18 protein-coding genes are annotated in these 18,318 nt (G+C 70.5%); 6 read left to right on the top strand and 12 right to left on the bottom strand.

The window, feature by feature from the left end; all coding sequences use genetic code 11:
- Positions 1-42: 42 nt before the first annotated feature.
- From VT50_RS33550 to VT50_RS33525, 6 genes are read right to left on the bottom strand one after another with little or no spacing between them, the layout of a single operon-like run.
- Complete coding sequence (locus VT50_RS33550) at positions 43-867, bottom strand: class I SAM-dependent DNA methyltransferase (protein WP_046084747.1); 825 nt, start codon at positions 865-867, stop codon at positions 43-45.
- Entirely contained in the window at positions 864-2,174 is a 1,311-nt protein-coding gene (locus VT50_RS33545) for an MFS transporter (protein ID WP_046084746.1), read from the bottom strand. The genes VT50_RS33550 and VT50_RS33545 overlap by 4 nt, the downstream gene beginning before the upstream one ends.
- Positions 2,158-3,219 carry a dipeptide epimerase gene (locus VT50_RS33540; RefSeq protein WP_046084745.1) on the bottom strand — a complete coding sequence of 354 codons (1,062 nt, stop codon included), beginning with the start codon at positions 3,217-3,219 and terminating at the stop codon, positions 2,158-2,160. The genes VT50_RS33545 and VT50_RS33540 overlap by 17 nt, the downstream gene beginning before the upstream one ends.
- Positions 3,216-4,367, bottom strand: a complete 1,152-nt coding sequence (locus VT50_RS33535) for a PLP-dependent cysteine synthase family protein (RefSeq protein WP_240529408.1) — start codon at positions 4,365-4,367, stop codon at positions 3,216-3,218. Before VT50_RS33535 ends, VT50_RS33540 begins: the two co-directional genes overlap by 4 nt.
- Positions 4,364-5,224 (bottom strand): hypothetical protein, encoded by an 861-nt coding sequence (locus VT50_RS33530; RefSeq protein WP_046084804.1) that lies wholly within the window; start codon positions 5,222-5,224, stop codon positions 4,364-4,366. The genes VT50_RS33535 and VT50_RS33530 overlap by 4 nt, the downstream gene beginning before the upstream one ends.
- Positions 5,225-5,250: 26 nt before the next feature.
- Entirely contained in the window at positions 5,251-6,507 is a 1,257-nt protein-coding gene (locus VT50_RS33525) for an ATP-grasp domain-containing protein (protein ID WP_206269524.1), read from the bottom strand.
- A 100-nt stretch (positions 6,508-6,607) separates the two neighbouring features.
- On the opposite strand from VT50_RS33525, the gene VT50_RS33520 reads away from it, so the two are divergent.
- Positions 6,608-8,146, top strand: a complete 1,539-nt coding sequence (locus tag VT50_RS33520) for an alpha/beta hydrolase (RefSeq protein WP_053048447.1) — start codon at positions 6,608-6,610, stop codon at positions 8,144-8,146.
- Positions 8,147-8,496: 350 nt separating this feature from the next.
- Here VT50_RS33520 and VT50_RS33510 read toward each other — a convergent pair whose 3' ends face one another.
- Positions 8,497-9,177 carry a DUF998 domain-containing protein gene (locus VT50_RS33510; RefSeq protein ID WP_046084744.1) on the bottom strand — a complete coding sequence of 227 codons (681 nt, stop codon included), beginning with the start codon at positions 9,175-9,177 and terminating at the stop codon, positions 8,497-8,499.
- A gap of 121 nt (positions 9,178-9,298) precedes the next feature.
- Positions 9,299-10,204 carry a phosphotransferase family protein gene (locus tag VT50_RS33505; protein WP_046084743.1) on the bottom strand — a complete coding sequence of 302 codons (906 nt, stop codon included), beginning with the start codon at positions 10,202-10,204 and terminating at the stop codon, positions 9,299-9,301.
- A 342-nt stretch (positions 10,205-10,546) separates the two neighbouring features.
- Between VT50_RS33505 and VT50_RS33500 the strand changes: the two genes are divergently transcribed.
- Together VT50_RS33500 and VT50_RS33495 are read left to right on the top strand one after the other, a co-directional pair.
- Positions 10,547-10,786 carry a DUF397 domain-containing protein gene (locus VT50_RS33500; protein ID WP_046084801.1) on the top strand — a complete coding sequence of 80 codons (240 nt, stop codon included), beginning with the start codon at positions 10,547-10,549 and terminating at the stop codon, positions 10,784-10,786.
- An 83-nt stretch (positions 10,787-10,869) separates the two neighbouring features.
- Positions 10,870-11,778: a helix-turn-helix domain-containing protein gene (locus tag VT50_RS33495; RefSeq protein ID WP_276207356.1), complete on the top strand. Its 909-nt coding sequence runs from the start codon at positions 10,870-10,872 to the stop codon at positions 11,776-11,778.
- Between the two features lie 13 nt (positions 11,779-11,791).
- Here the strand turns inward: VT50_RS33495 and VT50_RS33490 are convergent, their stop codons facing one another.
- The 3 genes from VT50_RS33490 to VT50_RS33480 form a co-directional block, all read right to left on the bottom strand.
- Positions 11,792-12,601: an SAM-dependent methyltransferase gene (locus tag VT50_RS33490; RefSeq protein WP_075200269.1), complete on the bottom strand. Its 810-nt coding sequence runs from the start codon at positions 12,599-12,601 to the stop codon at positions 11,792-11,794.
- Positions 12,602-12,763: 162 nt separating this feature from the next.
- On the bottom strand, positions 12,764-13,351 hold the full coding sequence (locus VT50_RS33485; protein ID WP_053048444.1) for an RNA polymerase sigma factor: 588 nt from the start codon (positions 13,349-13,351) through the stop codon (positions 12,764-12,766).
- Between the two features lie 356 nt (positions 13,352-13,707).
- Positions 13,708-13,983 (bottom strand): hypothetical protein, encoded by a 276-nt coding sequence (locus VT50_RS33480; RefSeq protein ID WP_046084742.1) that lies wholly within the window; start codon positions 13,981-13,983, stop codon positions 13,708-13,710.
- 40 nt (positions 13,984-14,023) lie between these two features.
- Between VT50_RS33480 and VT50_RS33475 the strand changes: the two genes are divergently transcribed.
- Complete coding sequence (locus tag VT50_RS33475) at positions 14,024-14,644, top strand: flavin reductase family protein (RefSeq protein ID WP_046084741.1); 621 nt, start codon at positions 14,024-14,026, stop codon at positions 14,642-14,644.
- 51 nt (positions 14,645-14,695) lie between these two features.
- The gene (locus tag VT50_RS33470; protein WP_046084797.1) at positions 14,696-15,358 is read left to right on the top strand and encodes an HAD family hydrolase; all 663 of its coding nucleotides are present in this window, start codon (positions 14,696-14,698) and stop codon (positions 15,356-15,358) included.
- A 239-nt stretch (positions 15,359-15,597) separates the two neighbouring features.
- Here the strand turns inward: VT50_RS33470 and VT50_RS33465 are convergent, their stop codons facing one another.
- Positions 15,598-16,470: an undecaprenyl-diphosphate phosphatase gene (locus tag VT50_RS33465; RefSeq protein WP_046084740.1), complete on the bottom strand. Its 873-nt coding sequence runs from the start codon at positions 16,468-16,470 to the stop codon at positions 15,598-15,600.
- 298 nt (positions 16,471-16,768) lie between these two features.
- On the opposite strand from VT50_RS33465, the gene VT50_RS33460 reads away from it, so the two are divergent.
- Positions 16,769-18,316, top strand: a complete 1,548-nt coding sequence (locus tag VT50_RS33460; protein ID WP_078840576.1) for an MFS transporter — start codon at positions 16,769-16,771, stop codon at positions 18,314-18,316.
- Positions 18,317-18,318 lie beyond the last annotated feature (2 nt).

The raw sequence follows: 18,318 nt of genomic DNA, 5'->3' as shown, positions 1-18,318 counted from the left end.
TGGGATACGGGGTGGTACGGGGCGGGTGCCGGGCGCGGGCCCTCAGGGTGCCGAGGGGGCGGGCGCGGTGACGCGGGCCACCACATGCAGCCGGTCGGCGTCGGCCGTACGGCCCGGTGACAGGCCCTCGCACCAGGGCGGCTCGGTGCGCGGACCCGGTCCGTCGTGCAGCTCCAGGACCTCGAAACCGTGCGCGCCCAGCAGGTGGCGCAGCTCCTGCGGGAAGAGCAGCCGCCATGCGGAGCGCTGCTCCACGGACGGGGATCCGTCGTCCGTGGTCCATACGCGGGTACGGCGCAGGAGCTGGGCCGTGCGGTCCACCGTGAGCGTGGTGGCGGACCGGTAGGCGGTGCCCCGCCAGGTGAACTCGCCGGCCCTGGGCGCGTCGAGCAGATCCGTACGGCCCAGGAAGTAGGCACCGTTGCGCATCTCCGCGACGAGCAGTCCGCCCGGGACGAGGGCGCGCCGGCAGGACGACAGGAAGCCGTCGAGCTGGGCGTTGGTGTGGCAGTACAGCAGCGCGCTGTCCAGGCACACCACGGCGTCGGCCACGCCCCGGCCCAGGTCGAACGCGCGCAGATCGGCGCGTACGTACGCGGGTCCCGGGTGGTGCCCGCGGGCGTGGGCGAGCATCGCCTCGGAGAGGTCGGCACCGGTCACCTCGCGGCCCGCGCCGTGGAGGTGGGCGGCGTCGCGGCCGGTGCCACAGCCCAGGTCGAGGACGCGCCGCCCGGCGCCGTGCCGACGCAGGCAGTCCTCCGTCCATCGGCCCGCCAGCCGCTCGGGGTCGGGAAACCTGGCCTCGTACAGCTCGGGGTGGTCGGTGAGCAGATTGTGGGCATCCGCGTCCGCCGTGGTGGCCGTCATGTCTTCTCCCTCGTCACGCCGCGTCCGGTGGGACCGGTGTCATCGGACACCGCGTCCGGTGTGGCGGGCTTCGGCGTCGTCGGCAGTGAGCCCAGCCGGTGCAGCCAGGCCACGCCGAATGCGGAGACGAGCCCGAACAGCGCACAGCACGCCCAGGGCAGCCAGCCGGCGCCGCCCCGCTCGCCGGTGTCCATGGCCCAGCCGACGACGGTGTTGCCGAGGGCGGCGGCGATGCCCGAGACCACGTAGAAGATGCCGAAGTAGGTGCCCGTCAGTTCGGGGCGGCCGAAGCCGGGGACGAGCTCCATCACGAACGGCTGGGCGACCATCACCCCGAGGTAGAGCAGCAGGGCCCCGAGCAGCACGGGCAGGGCGCGCAGCACCGCGTCGGCGGTGCCGTCCGGGCCGCCGGAGCCGCCCGCCACCAGCGCGGGCGGCACGAACGCCAGCGCCATCACACCGAGCCCCGCGGCGATCCAGCGCGCCCGGTCACCGCTCGTCTTCAGGGCGCTGGTGATGCGCAGCTGGAGCGCGAGGTTGGCGAGGGTGCCGACGAGGAAGACGAGCCCGGCGGCACCGTCCCAGCCGGTGGCCCGGCGCGCTCCGTCGGGCAGCAGCAGATACAGCTGGTTCTCCAGGGTGAACATGCCGACCATGGCGAGCGCGAACGCCAGGAAGGCGCGGTGGCCGAGCACCTCGCGCCAGTCCGCGAGCACCGTGCCGTTGCCCGGCGCCACCTCGCGCGCGGGCAGCACCAGGGCCTGCGCCACGGTGAGGACCGCGAAGATCCCGGCGGCGGTGAGGGCCGAGGTGCGGAAGTCCACCAGGAGCAGCGCGCTGCCGAGCAGCGGACCGATCAGCGCCCCCGTCGTGGCGAAGACGTTGAACAGGGCGAACGCCTCGGCCTTGCGCCCGCCCGCCTCCTGCGCGATGTAGGCGCGCACGGCGGGGTTGAACAGTGCCCCGGCGAACCCGCTGAGCACGGATGCGGCGATCAGGACGGAGAGGCTGTCGCCGAGCGCGAACAGCCCGAACCCGACCGTGCGCAGGGCGCACCCGGCGATGATGACGCTACGTGCGCCGAGCCGGTCCGCGGCCGAGCCGCCGATGATGAACAGGCCCTGCTGGCTCAGGTTGCGCACACCGAGGACGACGCCGACGACGGCGGCCGACATGCCCAGGTTCTCGCCGAGGTGGGTGGCGAGATAGGGGATGAGCAGGTAGAAGCCGGTATTGACGCCGAGCTGGTTGACCAGCAGCAGCTGGATCGCGAGCGGAAAGCGGCGCATTTCATGCCACGTCCTCACGGCTCACCTCCCGGGGCTGAACTCCCAGTCCGGGAAGGGTGTTCGCACGGACGAGACCATCGGCACCACCGATGCCCGACCACGGGTCATGGGCCAGCAGCAGATGTCCGTCGAGGTCGGCCCAGCGGGCACGGTCGGCGAGGTGGACGGCGGGCGCCAGGCCGAGGCTGCTGGCGGCCAGACAGCCGAGCATCAGCGCGGTGCCGCTGCCCTCGATCGCCTCGGCGATGCGGAGGGCGGCGTGCACCCCGCCGCACTTGGCGAGCTTGACGTTGACCCCCTGGACGCGTCCGGCCAGACGGCGTACGTCCTTGAGGTCCACGGCGTCCTCGTCGGCGATGACCGGTACGGGTGAGCGCTCGGCGAGGGCCCCCAGCGCGTCCGGGTGGCCGGGCGCGAGGGGCTGTTCGACGGCCGCCACGCCGAGTTCGGCGAACCGCGGCAGCAGCGCCACGGCCTGCGCCACGGTCCAGGCGCCGTTGGGGTCGAGGAGCAGCCGGACCCCGGGTGCCGCGTCGCGGATGACGCGTACGCGCTCGACATCGTCCTCGGGGTCGGGAGTTCCCGCCTTGACCTTGAGGGTCTGGAAACCGCGCGCGGCCAGGCGGCGGGCCTCGGCCGCGGCACGGCCCAACGCGGTGATGCCGATGGTGCGGGCGGTGGCGGCGACGGGCGGTTCCGTGGTGCCGAGGAGACGGTGCACGGGGGTGCCCGCGCGCTTGCCGACGAGATCGAGGAGCGCCGCGTCCACGGCGGCGGTCACGGCCGGGGGAGTGTCCGCACCGGCCAACTCGCCCGCCCGCAGGGCCTCCAGGGCGCTCTCGGGGTCGCGGTGGCGGACGAGCTCCGTGCCGACGACCGCGAGGAGCCGTCGCAGGGTGTCTGCGTCGAGACCGTAGTAGACGCTGGTGACGGCCTCGCCGTGGCCGCTGACCCCGTCGTGTTCGACGCTCAGCCACACCGCGTCGCGGGCGGCCGTCGTGGAGCGGGAGATGCGCAGCGGCTCGGTGAGCCGCAGGGGGATGGTGCGCTGACTGGCCTTCACAGGTTCTCTTCCAGGTCTTCCAGGTGGTGGCGGGCGGGGACGGCCTCCAGCGGGACGGCCCTCAGCGGGGCGGGCCCCAGCAGGTCGGCACGCAAGGGGTCGGTGACCCTCGTACATCGCGTCCAGCCGGTGGCCTCGGCCGCGCCGGGGCGCGGGATCTCCACGGGCCGGGTGGCCGCCGTGGCCGGGTCGAGACCGTGGGCGGCGGCGAAGCCGTCGTCGTAGACGCTGCCGAGGTAGCGGTGCGGGCCGTCGGGGAAGACGGTGGCGACGACCGCTCCCGGGTGGACGCGGGCGGCCCAGGCGGCGACCAGCGCGACCGCACCGGTGCTCCAGCCGCCGCTGACGAAGCTCCCGCGGGCGAGCCGGCGGCAGCTGTCCACGGCCTCCGCGGGACCGATCCAGTGGACCTCGTCGAAGGCGTCGTAGGCGACGTTGCGCGGGTGGATGCTGCTGCCCAGGCCGCGCATCAGCCGGGGCCGCGCGGGCTGGCCGAAGATCGTGGAGCCGGTGGCGTCGACGCCGATCAGCCGTAGCGCGGGCCAGTGCCGCCGCAGCGGACCGATGATCCCCGCGCTGTGGCCGCCGGTCCCCACGCTGCACACCAGGATGTCCAGGTGGTCCAGCTGGGCGGCGAGTTCGGCGGCGAGCGAGGCGTAACCCGCGGTGTTGTCGGGGTTGTTGTACTGGTCGGGCCAGTACGCGCCGGGCAGTTCGGCGAGCAGCTCCCGCAGCCGGGTGAGCCGGGCGGCCTGCCAGCCGCCGCGCTCCGCCGGACGGTCCACCAGCTCCAGCCGCACCCCGTGGGCGCGCAGCAACTGCCGCATGGACGGCTCGAGTTCGCTGTCACCGACCAGCACCACGGGGTGGCCGAGTGCCTGCCCGGCGAAGGCGAGCCCGATGCCGAGGGTGCCGGAGGTGGACTCCACCACGGGCGCTCCGGGCCGCAGCTCGCCCCGCTCGCGGGCGCCCAGCAGCATCGACACGGCGGCCCTCGCCTTCATGCCGCCCGCCGCGAGCCCTTCGAGCTTGGCCCAGAAGCCCGGATGCGGCCCCGGCAGATCGGAGGCGATGCGGACCACGGGCGTACGGCCGAGCAGCGCGAGCAGTTCCCGGCGGGCGGTGGGACGGACGGCCGTCGTGGTCACGGGGCACCTCCGGGGCGGTCGGCGCGGTAGTGGTGGACGGTGCCGGGGCCGCCGTCCAGCCAGAAGAACGGGTACGGCTCGGCGCACACCGCGCTCACCCCGCACCCCAGGAGCCGGGGCAGTACGGCACTGCCGGTCTGCGCGAACAGCGCCAGCGGCTTGCCGTGCCGCAGCGCGTGCTCCCGCAGCGGCTCGAAGGTCCCGTTGCCCAGCGTCATCCCGGAGACGAGCAGCGCGTCGCAGCGGGCCGCCGCGGCGAGCGCGTCGGTGACGACCGGCTCGTCCCACTCCGTCACCCCACCCTTGAGGTCGCACGGCACATAGCCGATGCCGCGCGAACGAAGCGCCTCCAGCAGGGAGTTGACCACGCCGACCACGAGCACCGTCGCCCCCGGCGGCGGGTCGAGCAGTGCGACGACGGCCCGCGCCCGTGCCCGGGACTTCTCCAGCGACGTCCCGGCGGGGAGCGCCACCGGACGGGCCCCGTGCTCCGGGGTGTGCGGAGTGATGTGCATCAGGTAGGCGTCGAGCGCGGCCACCCGCACCGGGAGCAGCGGATGGTCCAGGAGCCCGGCCACATCGGCGCCGACACACTCCGCCACGGCGCCGTCGGACAGGGCGCCGGGCTCGACCGCGCACGAGCCGACGGCCCCGGCGAGCCGCAGGCTGAGCACTTCGTTGCGGTAGCCGGTGGCGCGCCCGTCGTGCCGTACCGCCTGCCGCGTGGTGAAGGCCACGGCGATCCGCCGGGTGCGCGGGTCGGGCCCGAGTTCCCCGGCCAGGACGCGCGCCACGAGATCGTCGTACGTCCGCACGCGGGCCGCGGAGGAGGCCCGGGCGGAGCCGACGGCGGTCATGGGGGAGGTCTCGGTGGTGTCGGCGGTCATCGGATCACCAGTCCTGACCGCACCTCGGCGAGCAGCGCCTCGACCCGGTCCCGGGCTCCGGCCCCGTCCGGGTCCCCGGCCATCACATGCCCGAGGTATTCGTTGTTGCTGCCCGCCGCCTTCACCCGGCCGCCGTGCTCCGCGAGTCGCACCTCCAGCACGCCGGGGGCATCCCGCAGCCCGGCGCCGTCCAGCGCGGCGAGGGTGCCCGTGCGCTCCGGCACCAGGAAGCCGATGGCGGCGCTGCGCAGCCCGGTGTCCGTGCGCCGCAGATCGGGGGTGCGGCCCAGGGCCACGTCCACGCAGGCGGCGGCGAGGTCGATCCCGGTGACATGGCGGACGAGTTCGGTGATGCGGTTTCCGGCGGGGCGCGGGTTGACCTCGACCACGCGCGGCCCGGCGGAGGTGAGCTTGACCTCGGTGTGTGCCACCACGCCTGCGGTGAGCCCGAGCGCCTTGAGCGCGGCCAGGGCGGTCTGCTCGGCGGCCTCCGTGTCGGACGCCGTCAGCGCGGCGGGGAACATGTGCCCGGTCTCGATGAACGCGGGCGCCCCGCCGACGCTCTTGTCGGTCACGCCCACCACATGGACCGCGCCCCCGTACGAGACCGTTTCCACGCTCACCTCGGGGCCGTCCAGCAGCTCTTCGAGCAGCACCGCGGGGGTGCGCCGCTGGCCGCGGGCGTTGACCGGGAAGTCGGCCAACGCGCCGAAGGCGGCGGCGAGTTGGGACTCGTCGTCCACCCGCCGTACATACATGCCCGCGCACAGGTCGACGGGCTTGACGACCAGCGGGTAGCCGATCTCCCCCGCGGCCCGTGCGAGGTCGGCCCACTCCTCGTGCACGGCGAAGCGGGGCCCGGGCACCCCGGCCCCGGCGAGGACGCGGCGCGTGGCGTCCTTGCGGCAGGCGTCGCGGACCGCCTCGGGGGCCGGTCCTGGCAGTCCGAGGTGTCCGGCCATCCGCGCGACCGTCGGCAGGTAGTAGTCGCAGGACGTGATCGCCCCGTCGAAGCCGAACACCGCGTGCAGCCGCTCGGCCTCCGGCAGCAGCGCCTCGGTGTCATTGGTGTCGGCAGTGATCACATTGCGCGCCCCGAGCAGCGGGTGCGCCGTGCCCTCGGGGGCGGAGCGCAGGTAGTGGTGCAGGTCGCGGGTGAGGAAGGTGAACTCGTGCCCGCTCTCGCGTATCGCCCGTGGCAGCAGTCTGCTCATCGACCCGACCCAGCTCTCTACCACCAACAGATGAGCCACAGCTCCCCTTTTCCATTCGTGTGGGATAACGTGGCGGCCACGTTATCGATAATCGTTTTCATTGTCATCTGGCTCCCCGTGTACCGAGGAAGAAATCGCTGTGACCTCACCCACGCGCCGCACGGCCCTGCTGTGCGCCCTGGCGGCCATCGCCGCGACCGTTGCCCCCGCAGCCCCCGCCCAGTCCGCCGCCCGGACCCCCGCCACCGGTCCGGCGTCCGCGCTCCGCTTCGGCGGCTGCCCCGCGTCCGTGCCCGATCCGCCCGCGCCGGAGCGCGTGGAATGCGGGCGGCTGAGCGTGCCGCTGGACCGGAACCGCCCCCGTGGGCCGCGCATCGAGATCGCCGTCTCGCGCGTCCGGGCCTCCGGGACACCCGCGGAGCGGCGCGGCATCCTGTTGGTCAACCCCGGTGGGCCGGGCGGCTCCGGGCTGCCCTACGCGGTCACCAAGCGGGCCAAACTCCCGGAGAGCGTGCGCCGTTCGTACGACGTCATCGGCTTCGACCCGCGCGGCGTCGGGCAGAGCGCACCCGTCGACTGCGGCCCGATGGGCGGTCTCTTCGCCACCCCGGGCGTGGACCCCGTGCCCATCGGCCCAACGGCCGAGCGGGCCCAGCTGGCGTCACTGCGCGATCTGGCCGACGACTGCGCGGCGGGCGGCGGCGACGCGTTGCCGTACCTGTCGACGGAGGAGACCGCCCGGGACATGGACGCGATACGTGCCGCACTCGGCGAACGGCGGACGAGCTTCCTCGGCGTCTCCTACGGCACCTACCTCGGCGCGGCCTACGCCGCCGCCTTCCCGCACCGCACGGGCCGGATGGTGCTGGACAGCGCCGTAGGGCCCTGGGACTGGTACGACTTCGACGTGCTCCAGAGCCGGGCGCTGCTGCGGCAGCGCGACACCTTCTTCGCCTGGGCCGCCGCCCACGCGGACCGCTTCCGCCTGGGCGACAGCGCGGCGGCCGTACGCCGGGCCTATCTGCGCGTACGCGACCGACTCAGCGCCGACCCGGTGGACGGCTTCGGCCCCGCGGAGTTCGACCGGGCCGTGTACCGCGCCCTCGGCCGCACCGAACGCTGGGCCGACCTCGTGGACGGCCTGCGCACCTACCTCCGCGACGGCAGCCCCAATGGACTCCGTCCCACCGAGGACTTCACCGGCCCGGACTCACGCAACTACGAGGCCGCCAACCGCACCGTCAAGTGCGCCGACGGCCCCGGCCCCACGCCCCGGCGGATCGTGGCGGACATCCGCCGCACCCGGCGCCTCGACCCCCAGCCGGTCCTCACCGGCATGGAGGCGTCCACCTGCGCCTACTGGCACCACCGGCCCGCCCGCCGCACCCCGCTCGGCAGCCCCGACGCGCCGCCCGTCCTGCTGGTGGCCTCCGCCCACGACCCCGTCACGCCCATCGAGGGCGCGCGTCAGCTGCGCCGACTGCTCCCAGGCTCACGCCTGGTGACGCTCGACGACGACTACTCGCACGGGGTGTTCGCCAGCCGGGGCAACGCCTGCGTGGACGGCGCCACGGCCCGGTACCTCGTCGACGGGGCCGTGCCGGCGGCGGATGTGCGCTGCACGGGGCCCGGTCTGCCCGTTCCGCCGCCCACCGGGAGCGCGGCCACGCCTCAATAGCGCCTCGGGTCCCGCGCGTGTGCTCCTGGCATCGGCCAGGACGAGATCAGCGCAGCGCGGCCACCAGTGCGTCGCTCGCGGAGCACCACACCTGCCGCGCCTCGCTGAATCCCCGGTCCAGCAGGGTCTCGAGGTGCCAGCGGGTCGCGGTGGGCCGGTCCCGCCGGGCGCCGCCGTGCGGACTGGGCTCGCGCGGGTCGCCGAGCAGGGCGAAGCGCTGGGCCGTCGCCTCGGCGAGGAGGGGGTCGTCGGCCGCCGTGTGCCACCAGTCGGCCCAGTCCAGGGCCCCTGCCGCCGCTGCCGCTCCTGGCGTTCGGTGTGCAGGGTGTGATGGACGACGCGAGGCCGCTTCAGCGGTGAGACGCCTGCGCGATATGCCTTTCCCGCGCAGTGCCCGGCGGTTGGGTCTTCTGGCGGAGCAGGCCACGGCCGCCGACAGCCAGCATCCACGCCAGGAGGGGAAGCGCCGCGACCCGCTCCATGCCTCCCATGCCGAGCCCGAGATAGTGGTGGGAGAGAAAGAGCCCGAAGGCCGTGATCGCTGTGATCCCCAGCAGGCTGGTCATCCACCGCAGCGGCCCCGGAACATCGTCCGCCAGGCCGATTCCCGCCAGCGCGAGACCGATGTTGCCCGCCGCCATGATGAGCATGGCACCCAGGACATGCTGGTTCTCGTTGACATCCGCAGGAGCCAGCCCGGCCAGCACAAACCCCACACCAGCACCTGCCAACAGACAGCGAACCACGGTTGCGACCGCACCGCTACGCCACAGCGCACCAGTCAGGACGGCGCCGACGACGAGCGACGTTCCCAGCACGATGAACGAGGCGTTCATCAGGCCGTGTTCGGGCGAACAGATATACCGTGGCTCGGGTTCCGACTGCATCGCGCAGTTGGCGTTCCCCAGGTCACTGATGTTGTTCCGCGCCCAACTGTACGGTGTCGCCCAGGCCGACTCGACGATCCAGTGGGCCACAAAGAACTGCACCATTCCTGCCGCCCACGCGGCGTATCCGATTCGAGCCTTCACCTGTCCGCCCCTTCTCGCGCACATTTCCGTGTGCACAGCGGATCATGCGGCCCCGCCCCAAGGCACTCCGGCAAACCCCCGGAACGAGACGGTGGCAGCCCCCACGCCCCGGACCCCCGGCTCAGCCCAACGCGTCCATCAGGGCGGCCACATAGGCATCCAGCCGCTCCTCCACGGCTCGCGCCGTCAGCTCCGTCCGCCCTGCCGCCCGCCACGGCCGCGACACCAACCGCACTTCCTCAGAGAGCGCCAGCCCGTCGCGCACCCGCCAGTACAACCGCTCGCTCGCGGTCGCGGCCAGCGCCCCGCCGGCCTCCTCATACGCCTCGGCGAACCGCAGCCCCCACGCCGGGCCGTGCAGCAGCACGAGATTGGTGGAGCAGTGCGCCACATCGATGTCCGCCGGGCCCCAGGAGGTCTGCGCCCAGTCGACGACGCCGGTGATCCGGACACCAGCCGCCCCCGGAGACAGCGCGTCGCCGAACAGCACATTGCCGGGGTGGAAGTCCCGGTGCAGGAACCGTCCCTCATAGGACGGCGCGGGCTTGCGCATCACGTCGATCGCCGCGGCCCATACCGCCGTGTCGGCGCCCTTCGGAACGACGACGGTGTCGGCGGTCGTCCGCGCCACGTACTCCGGGGGCCGCTCGGCCGGTCGCAACGCGTGGATCGCGACGAGTTGACGGGCCAGCACGGGGACGCGTGTCTCCAGTCCCCCGTCGTCGAGGACCGTCAGGCCCGCCAGCTGTGTCATCAGGAGCGATGGACGCTCGCAGTGCGTGGCGGTCGGATCAACCGCGAGCAGTCCAGGAGCGGGCACGCCGGTCCCCGTGAGCAGTGTCAGGGCACTGGCCTCCCTGTTCAGCCAGTCCTTGGCGTGCTGCGCGTTGACGAGGGTCCGCAGCACCAGGTCGCGGGTGCCGCCGTCCCGCGTGCCGACGGTCAGCCTCCGCATCTCGGCAGTGATGCCGCCGTGCAACGCCTCAGCCCCGACGACCCGTTCGCCCGCCTCCAGGTGGCGGCTCACCCAAGCCAGTGTCAACGGTTGGACAGCCGCCGTCCCATGGTGGTTGGCCACCGTGCGACCTCATCATCCGGGCGGCGCCATCTGCAAAGGGTTTTTCCTGTGTCCCTCAAGGATGAATGTCCGGACGAATGTACGGAACGCTTGTCGGCGTGGCGTTCCCTGCCGATCATCCCATAGGGGGACGGCGCCGTTCGAATTCGCGGCGCTAGTATCTCAGCATCTTCGGTTCGTGCAATTGCATGACGGGATTGTACGGCGCTGCGGCCTGCTGCTTTTCCTGATCGGCAGACCACGTGCGACGGAGAAGTGACATATTCGAACGCAATGGTTCGGAGGTTCTGTATGGGCGAGTACCGGAACGGGAGCCCGGCGGGCTCCATCGATGCGATCTGGACAAAGAGCAGGAAGAGCACGGCGACCGGTCAGTGCGTCGAGTTAGCGGCTCTGCCGGAGGGCAGGGTGGCCATGCGTAACTCGACCGATCCCTGCGGGCCCGCGCTCATCTTCAAGGCGTCGGAGATCGCCGCATTCCTGGACGGAGCGAAGAAGGGTGAGTTCGACCTTCTCGCGGTAGTCAACTAGGCCGAAAAGAAACCCATACTCAAGGGACACGCGAGCTTCGACCGTGCCAAGATGGGCTAGCCCTATCCACGAATGGAGTTCGCGTGTCCACCCGTCCTGATGATTCTCTCCCGCTTTTCGGCGCAGACCGGCTTGCAGAGGTCAGGCCGACCGCGGCTGGGCTCCTCCTCGGGCTTGACCTTCGCCGAGTGCGTGATCAGCGTGGCATCGCCATGAAGATGGCCGCGAAGGCGATCAACGCCTCGGTATCCAAAGTCAGTCGGCTGGAGCGCGCCGTAAGTCCCCCGGACGTGCATGACGTCGCAGCGCTGGCCACCTGGTACAAGTTGCCCGCTGAGGACCGAGCTCACCTGGAGGCACTGGCCCGGCGTGCCCAGGAAGCCGAATGGTTCGAGCCCTACTCGGACTACACCCCGGTGTGGATGCACCGGCTGATGGGCCTGGAGGCGATGTCCGTCCAGCTCATGACGTATGAGATGAAGATCGTGCCCGGCCTCATGCAGAGCGATGAGTACGCCCGGCAGATCATCAGCAATGGCCTGCGTGCCGCTGATGGCGACCAGGTGGATCCGCGCGTACGTCTGCGGCAGGAACGCCAGAGGCGGTTCTTCGATCAAGCTCAGCCGCCACAGGCGACGTTCCTGCTGGACGAGTCCATCATCTACCGTCAGGTCGGCGATCCTCAGACGATGCGGGGGCAGCTGCTCAAGCTGCTGGATTTCCTTGACGTACCCGACGTCAGCATCAGGTTCGTGCCCTTCGACAGCGCGGTCGTATCCAACTATGGCTCCATGACCCACCTGGTCTTCGGTGACGGTGGTCTGCCGCCCATGGTGTACATCGAGGGGAACGATGCCGCGACGTACCATTCGAAGACGGAGGACGTGGAGCGTCATGTCGAACTGATGCTGCGGCTCAGCGGTGAAGCGGCCGTTTCACGGCGCCAGAGCCGCAGCATGATTCACAAGGCCCTCGAACGGTTCTCCGAGTAGCCGGAACGGCTCGTTATGGCCTGGCAGGCACTTCGGCTAGGCCGCCGAACTCGGTCCATTCGATACTCCGCTGTCGCTGCCGCAACTCGGAGTCCGGACGCCAGTCAGTCACATCCACAAGCCCTGGCGGCTGGACCGCGAGCCCGTCGAAGTAGTCATACACATCCTGCTTTTGCCGCACCCGACCCCAGTGTCCCTGGGTCTGCTCCAGCATCAGCTCCGTCACCTTCTGGCGGAGCCGTGGGTCCTCGCTCACGAGTTGGCAGAGCACGACGAAGCTTCCCGGCCGCAGGCGCTCGACGACCCGCTGGACGAGTTGCCCGGGCTCTGCCTCGTCCGAAATGCAATGCAGCACGGAAATGAACAGGACGGCGACGGGCTCGCTTAGATCGACAAGCCGTTTGAACTCAGCGTGGCTGAAGATGTAGTCGGTTTCCGTTATGTCGGCCGAGATGATGGTGGTTCGGTCGTTCTCATCCAAGATCGACCGGCCGTGGGCCAGGACTACGGGATCGTTGTCGATGTATACGACGCTCGACTGCGGATCGACTGCTTGTGCGACCTGGTGGACGTTGTTCTGCGTCGGCAGCCCAGACCCGAAGTCGATGAACTGCCGTATGCCGTGCTCCGCGGCGAGAGTCCGGACCACGCGCTCAAGAAACCAACGGTTGTTGCGGGCCAGCTCTCTTGTGGTCGGCGCGGAGCGCAGCAGTAGCTGGCAAGCTGTCCGGTCCGCTTCGTAGTTGTAATGACCGCCAAGTAGCCAGTCGTACATCCTGGCCGCGCTTGGAACCGATAAGTCGATGCGTCGCTTGTCCGTCAAGGACAGACCCCCTCCCGGTCGAGCCCCGATCTCTCCAGGGAATGAGGGCCATCTTATGAGGGCAAGCCAAGCGCCACCACCACTGTTAAGAGTGATGATGGCGAAAACTGGGCGTGAACGTCGTGTTCTATCGTAGACGTTGACGTGAGATCCCTGCCGATTTCAGTGCGGAACGGGCGACTCCAGATATTCGAGGGCCGTGGTGGAAAGCTGCCGCCTGGCGGCCAGGAGGCTGGCCGTCACGACAGGTGGCTCCACCCCCATCAGCTCGGCGGCGGTCTTGACCGGCATCTTCAGTCGGCACCGCAGCACCACCGCGTCGGCGGTCCCGTCGGGCAGTGAGCCGTACAGCCGGTCGACGGCCTGGTCCCGGCGGTCAGTTCTTCTTCTGTGGCGTGCGGCGCTGATCTGGCCGCGGAGTTGACGCCATGCCTCGGCCGCCAGTCGGGGTTCGCGCAGGAGCTCGTCCCATCGGCTCGCGACGATGCCGAACGTGGCATCGACGGCCGCCTGGCCGGCCGGTTTGTCCAGCAGTCGCACCTGCGCGTAGCGGAGGTAGCGGGGCCGGTGCAGCTGGACGAAGGCCAGGTAGCCGGCGTCGCTCCACGGGTTCGCCGTGATGGGGCCATGCTCGTGGGAGTCCTGGTCCGCGGCCGGGGCACCGCCCTGACGCCGTTTGCTGTCACCGAGGAGTGCGGGCGGCGCACTTAACTGACGGGCAGTCGTAGGAGGCTTTCCCTCGCGAATCACTGCGGGCCCGAAATTGAAGCTGATACCGTGCGATGGCCCGGAGGGTGGTTGCGTGCACCCTCGGCGAGATCGGTCAAGCATTCGCATTCCTGTCTTGATCACATCGCACTCCGGGGGATGGCTGCTATCCATTTCCCCGGGGCGGGCTCCCTTGCCTGGAGCCAGCACGACAGTATCGTGAGCGGCGACCCCGATGGCCCTCGAAAGCCTCTCATGCAAAGTCATCTCTTACGTGGAGCCGCTTGAGGTATTTTCACCTCACGGGAATCAAACGCGGTGCCGAAATTTCGTGCATGTGTTCGCGGATGATGGGTGGGGCCGCTTGGCGGCACCCTGTTCTTGAGCTCTTAAAGAGGTCAGTCAAGAGCCCTGTACTCAGCTGACGGATCCATCAGCTCGGGGTGCTCCACGGTGTACCGATGGCCGTAGAGCGCCAGCATCGCCCAGTGCCAGGCTTCGTCATGAAAGAGGAGGCCGCGATGGGGCTCATCGCTCGGCTCGTATGGGTATCGCTCCACAGCGGCCTGCCGGGCTTGGTCCGGTGCCAGGCCGCCGTATCGCCGCATCACCCACGCGTAGCAACGCCGCTCACCGTGCAGATAGTCGACGTACTCCTCCTCGCTCCAGGTCATCTGGCCAATCTAGCCGCGGGCCTCGCGGATACTGGGCCGTATGCGTATTGACTTCGAGCCCGAGACCATGGGTGCCACCCCCTTCTACAAGCTGCTGACCTCGGTCATCGTGCCCCGGCCGATCGCCTGGGTGTCGACCGTCGGCCAGGACGGTGCCGCGAACCTCGCTCCGCACTCGTTCTTCACCGTCGCGGCCGTGGCTCCGCCCGTTGTGCAGTTCACCTCCGTGGGGCGTAAGGATTCGCTGCGGAACGTCGAGGCCACCGGGGAGTTTGTGGTGAACCTCGCTCCCGAGGGGCTGTTCGAGCAGGTCAACGCGACGGCGACGGACTTTCCGCACGGGATGAGCGAGTTCGAGGAGGTGGGGGTGGAGCAGGAGGCGAGCTTGCGGGTGAAGCCGCCTCGGGTGGCGGGGTCACCGGTGGCGTTGGAGTGTGTGGTGCACAGCACGATGGGGATCGGGAACTCGACGGTGGTCTTTGGGCGGGTGGTGCATGCCGTGATCGACGACGAGGTGATGGTCGACGGGCATGCGGAGATCACCAGGCTGCGGCCGCTGTCCCGGCTGGGGAGGAACGAATGGGGCACGGTCGGTGAGGTGCTGGATCTCGCCCGGGTCCGTTACGCGGACTGGGAGGGGCGGGGGCCGGAGAAGGCTTGAGGACCGTGGGCCATGGGCCGGGGGAGTAGGCGGGAGTAGGAGAGGGCCGTGGTGGTGGAGAGCGTGGTGTTCGACATCGGCTCGACCCTCGTCCGTGAGGACCGCTACTGGGGTGCCTGGGCCGACTGGCTCGGGGTGCCGCGGCACACCCTGTCCGCGCTGGTGGGGGCCGTCGTCGCACAGGGGCGCGACGACGGGGACGCGATCCGGCTGCTGCGGCCGGACGGCGTGGACATCGACACCGAACGGCGGGCGCGGGAGGCGGCGGGGCGGGGGGAGTGGCTGGACGAGTCCGATCTGTACCCGGATGTACGGTCCGCGCTCGGCGCGCTGCGGGGGTCCGGGCTGCGGGTGGTGCTGGCCGGGAACCAGTCGCTGCGGATGGGGGAGCTGCTGCGGGGAATGGAGCTGCCGGTCGATGCCGTGGCGACGTCCGGTGGATGGGGGGTCGTCAAGCCGGATCCGGAGTTCTTCCGGCGGGTGCTGGAGCTCGGTGGCGCCGCGCCGGGGGACACGGTGTACGTGGGTGACCATCCGGCCTTCGACATCCGCCCGGCGAAGGCCGCCGGGCTGCGGGCCGCGCATATCCGCCGGGGGCCGTGGGCGCATCTGTGGGCGGATACGGCCGAGGCGGCGATGGCGGACTGGCGGATCGACTCGCTGGGTGAGCTGGTGGAGATCTTCACCGGACCGGCGGGGCCATCGTCTCCGTAAGGCCGCAGCCCGGGGCAGGGGTGTGCGCAGAGTGAGGAGTTCACACCCGGTGTGATGTGAATGCTTGCATATATCTATCGCACACCCTTCCCTGCCGCGCGGCAGGGCGCTTGACTCGTCCCATGCCGCTCAGGGGGCGCCAGACCTGAGCGAAGGGGCCGCCGGACTCCTCCCTCCTCGGCCGGCGGCCCATCTCCCTGCCCGGCGGATGTCCGAGAGGCAGGTGTCTGAGACGCGCGTCAGCCTGCCGACTCGGCCGCGTGCGCGCTCAACACACTGAGGCCGACGAGCGCGAAGAGCGCAATGCCCAGCAGAATCCGGTAGATCACAAACGGCATAAAGCTCTTGCTCGAGATGAACTTCATAAACCACGCGATCACCACATAGCCGACAACGAAGGCGATGACCGTCGCGAAGATCGTCGGACCCCAGTCGGTATGGCCGTCGGAGGCGTCCTTCAACTCGAAGGCGCCCGAGGCCAGTACCGCCGGGACCGCGAGCAGGAAGGAGTAACGGGCCGCCGCCTCGCGGGTGTAGCCCATCAGCAGCCCGCCGCTGATCGTGGCGCCCGACCGGGAGACGCCCGGCACCAGCGCCATCGCCTGGCAGACCCCGAATATGAGCCCGTCCCGGATGCTCAGCTCCTGGAGCGTCTTGCGCTGGTTGGCGACGCGGTGCCGACCGCCCGTCTCATCGCGGGCCGCGCGGCGGTCCGCGAAGCCCAGTACGAGGCCCATGACCACGAGGGTCGTGGCTATCAGCCGCAGATCGCGGAACGGACCCTCGATCGCGTCCTGGAGGGTGAGCCCGAGCACACCGATGGGCAGCGAGCCGACGATCACCAGCCAGCCCATCTGGGCGTCGTGGTTGCCGCGCCACTCCTTGCTGAAGAGCGAGCGGAACCAGGCCGACACGATGTTGACGATGTCCTTGCGGAAGTAGATGAGCACCGCGAGCTCCGTGCCGATCTGGGTGATCGCGGTGAAGGCGGGCCCAGGGTCGTTCCAGCCGGCGAACGCGGCCGTGAGCCGCAGATGGGCGCTGGAGGAGATCGGAAGAAACTCAGTCAACCCCTGGACCAGCCCGAGGATGAATGATTCAAACCACGACATTGAGTCTTCGCTATCCAAGGCTGATCGTGCGCTGCTCGGTTCCTGGTCGCAGATGTCCAGGCATGACCGATTCAGGCGGGGCGGTCAGTGGGAGGCCGACCGTCGAGGATCAACGGCCGGTTGTGGGGGCAGCGTAGCGTCCTCGGGTGTGCGGCCCATCAAGGGCCTGGTCAGACCCTCGGTTCAGCGCTTTGACCTCGGGTACTCGGGGCTTCGGCCGCCCCGCCGCGGGCGGCCTGACGAGGACCAGCCGGGTAAGACCGGTGAACAGCTGAGGGCAGCCGAGGAGCCGAACCGTATGACCGCGATCGGGCACGACGGAGGACGGGGTGGCCGACGGGACGACGGGGCCGGGGGCGGCGCCGGAAGCGGGCCGGGCGGGACGATCACCACCGAGGTCCCGGCGCGGCTGGACCGGCTGCCCTGGTCACGCTGGCACTGGATGATCGTGATCGGCCTCGGCACCGTATGGATCCTGGACGGTCTCGAGGTGACCGTCGTCGGCAATATCGCCAACCGCCTCGCCGAGCCCGGCAGTGGGCTGCCCATCACCGATGCGCAGGTCACCGGGATGGCGGCGGCCCTCTATGTGGCCGGGGCCTGCACCGGGGCGCTGTTCTTCGGCTGGCTCACCGACCGCTACGGCCGCAAGAAGCTCTTCCTCATCACGCTCGGGGTCTATCTGGCCGCCACCGCGCTCACCGCCATCTCCTTCTCCGCCTGGTGGTTCTTCCTCTTCCGCTTCCTCACCGGCTTCGGCATCGGCGGGGAGTACGCGGCCATCAACTCCGCGATCGACGAGCTGATCCCCAGGAAGTACCGGGGCCGCGTCGACCTGGTCATCAACGGGAGCTTCTGGCTCGGCGCGATGGGCGGCTCGCTGCTCTCCGTGCTGATGCTGAACACGAACCTCTTCGCGCTGGACGTCGGCTGGCGGCTCACCTTCGCCCTCGGTGTCGTCCTCGGCCTGGCCATCCTGCTGGTTCGGCGGAACGTCCCGGAAAGCCCGCGCTGGATGTTCATCCACGGCCGCGCGGAGGGCGCCGAGGAACTGGTCGCGGCGGCCGAACGGCGGATCGAGGACGAGACCGGGCGGCGCCTGGCCGAGCCGGACAAGGCCATCACCATCCGCACCCGGAAGAGCACCGGCTTCATCGAGATCGCCCGGACGCTCTTCCGGGCCTACCCCAGGCGCGCGCTCCTGGGGCTGGCCCTCTTCATCGGGCAGGCGTTCCTCTACAACGCCATCACCTTCGGCTTCGGCTCGATCCTGGTGAAGTTCTTCAACGTGTCCAGCGGTGCAACCGGCTACTACTTCGCGGTCATCGCGTTCGGCAACTTCCTCGGGCCCCTGCTGCTGAGCAGGCTCTTCGACACGGTCGGCCGTCGGCCGATGATCTCGGGGACGTACATCCTCTCCGGTGCGCTGCTGTTCATCACGGCCTGGTTGTTCGGCAGCGGCTGGCTCAACGCGACCACGATGACCGCCTGTTGGTGCGCGGTCCTCTTCTTCGCCTCGGCCGGTGCCAGCTCGGCGTATCTGACGGTCAGCGAGGTCTTCCCGATGGAGACGCGCGCCCTGGCCATCGCCTTCTTCTACGCCGTCGGCACGGCGGCCGGGGGCATCAGCGGTCCGCTGATCTTCTCGGATCTGACGGCGAGCGGAGTCGTCGCCGACACCGTGCTGGCCTTCTGCATCGGGGCTTCGCTCATGGTCGCGGCCGGGCTGGCCGCCGTCTTCTTCGCCGTTCCGGCGGAGCGGCGTTCACTGGAGGACGTCGCGGAGCCGCTGTCCGCGCGCGCCGCGGCCACGTCGCCCTCCGCCCCCGGTCCGCAGGGTGGCTGACG

This window comes from Streptomyces antioxidans (assembly GCF_000968685.2).
Lineage (GTDB): Bacteria > Actinomycetota > Actinomycetes > Streptomycetales > Streptomycetaceae > Streptomyces > Streptomyces antioxidans.
Note: the sequence above shows the minus strand (reverse complement) of the source record. Positions and strands in the feature narration are given on the sequence as shown.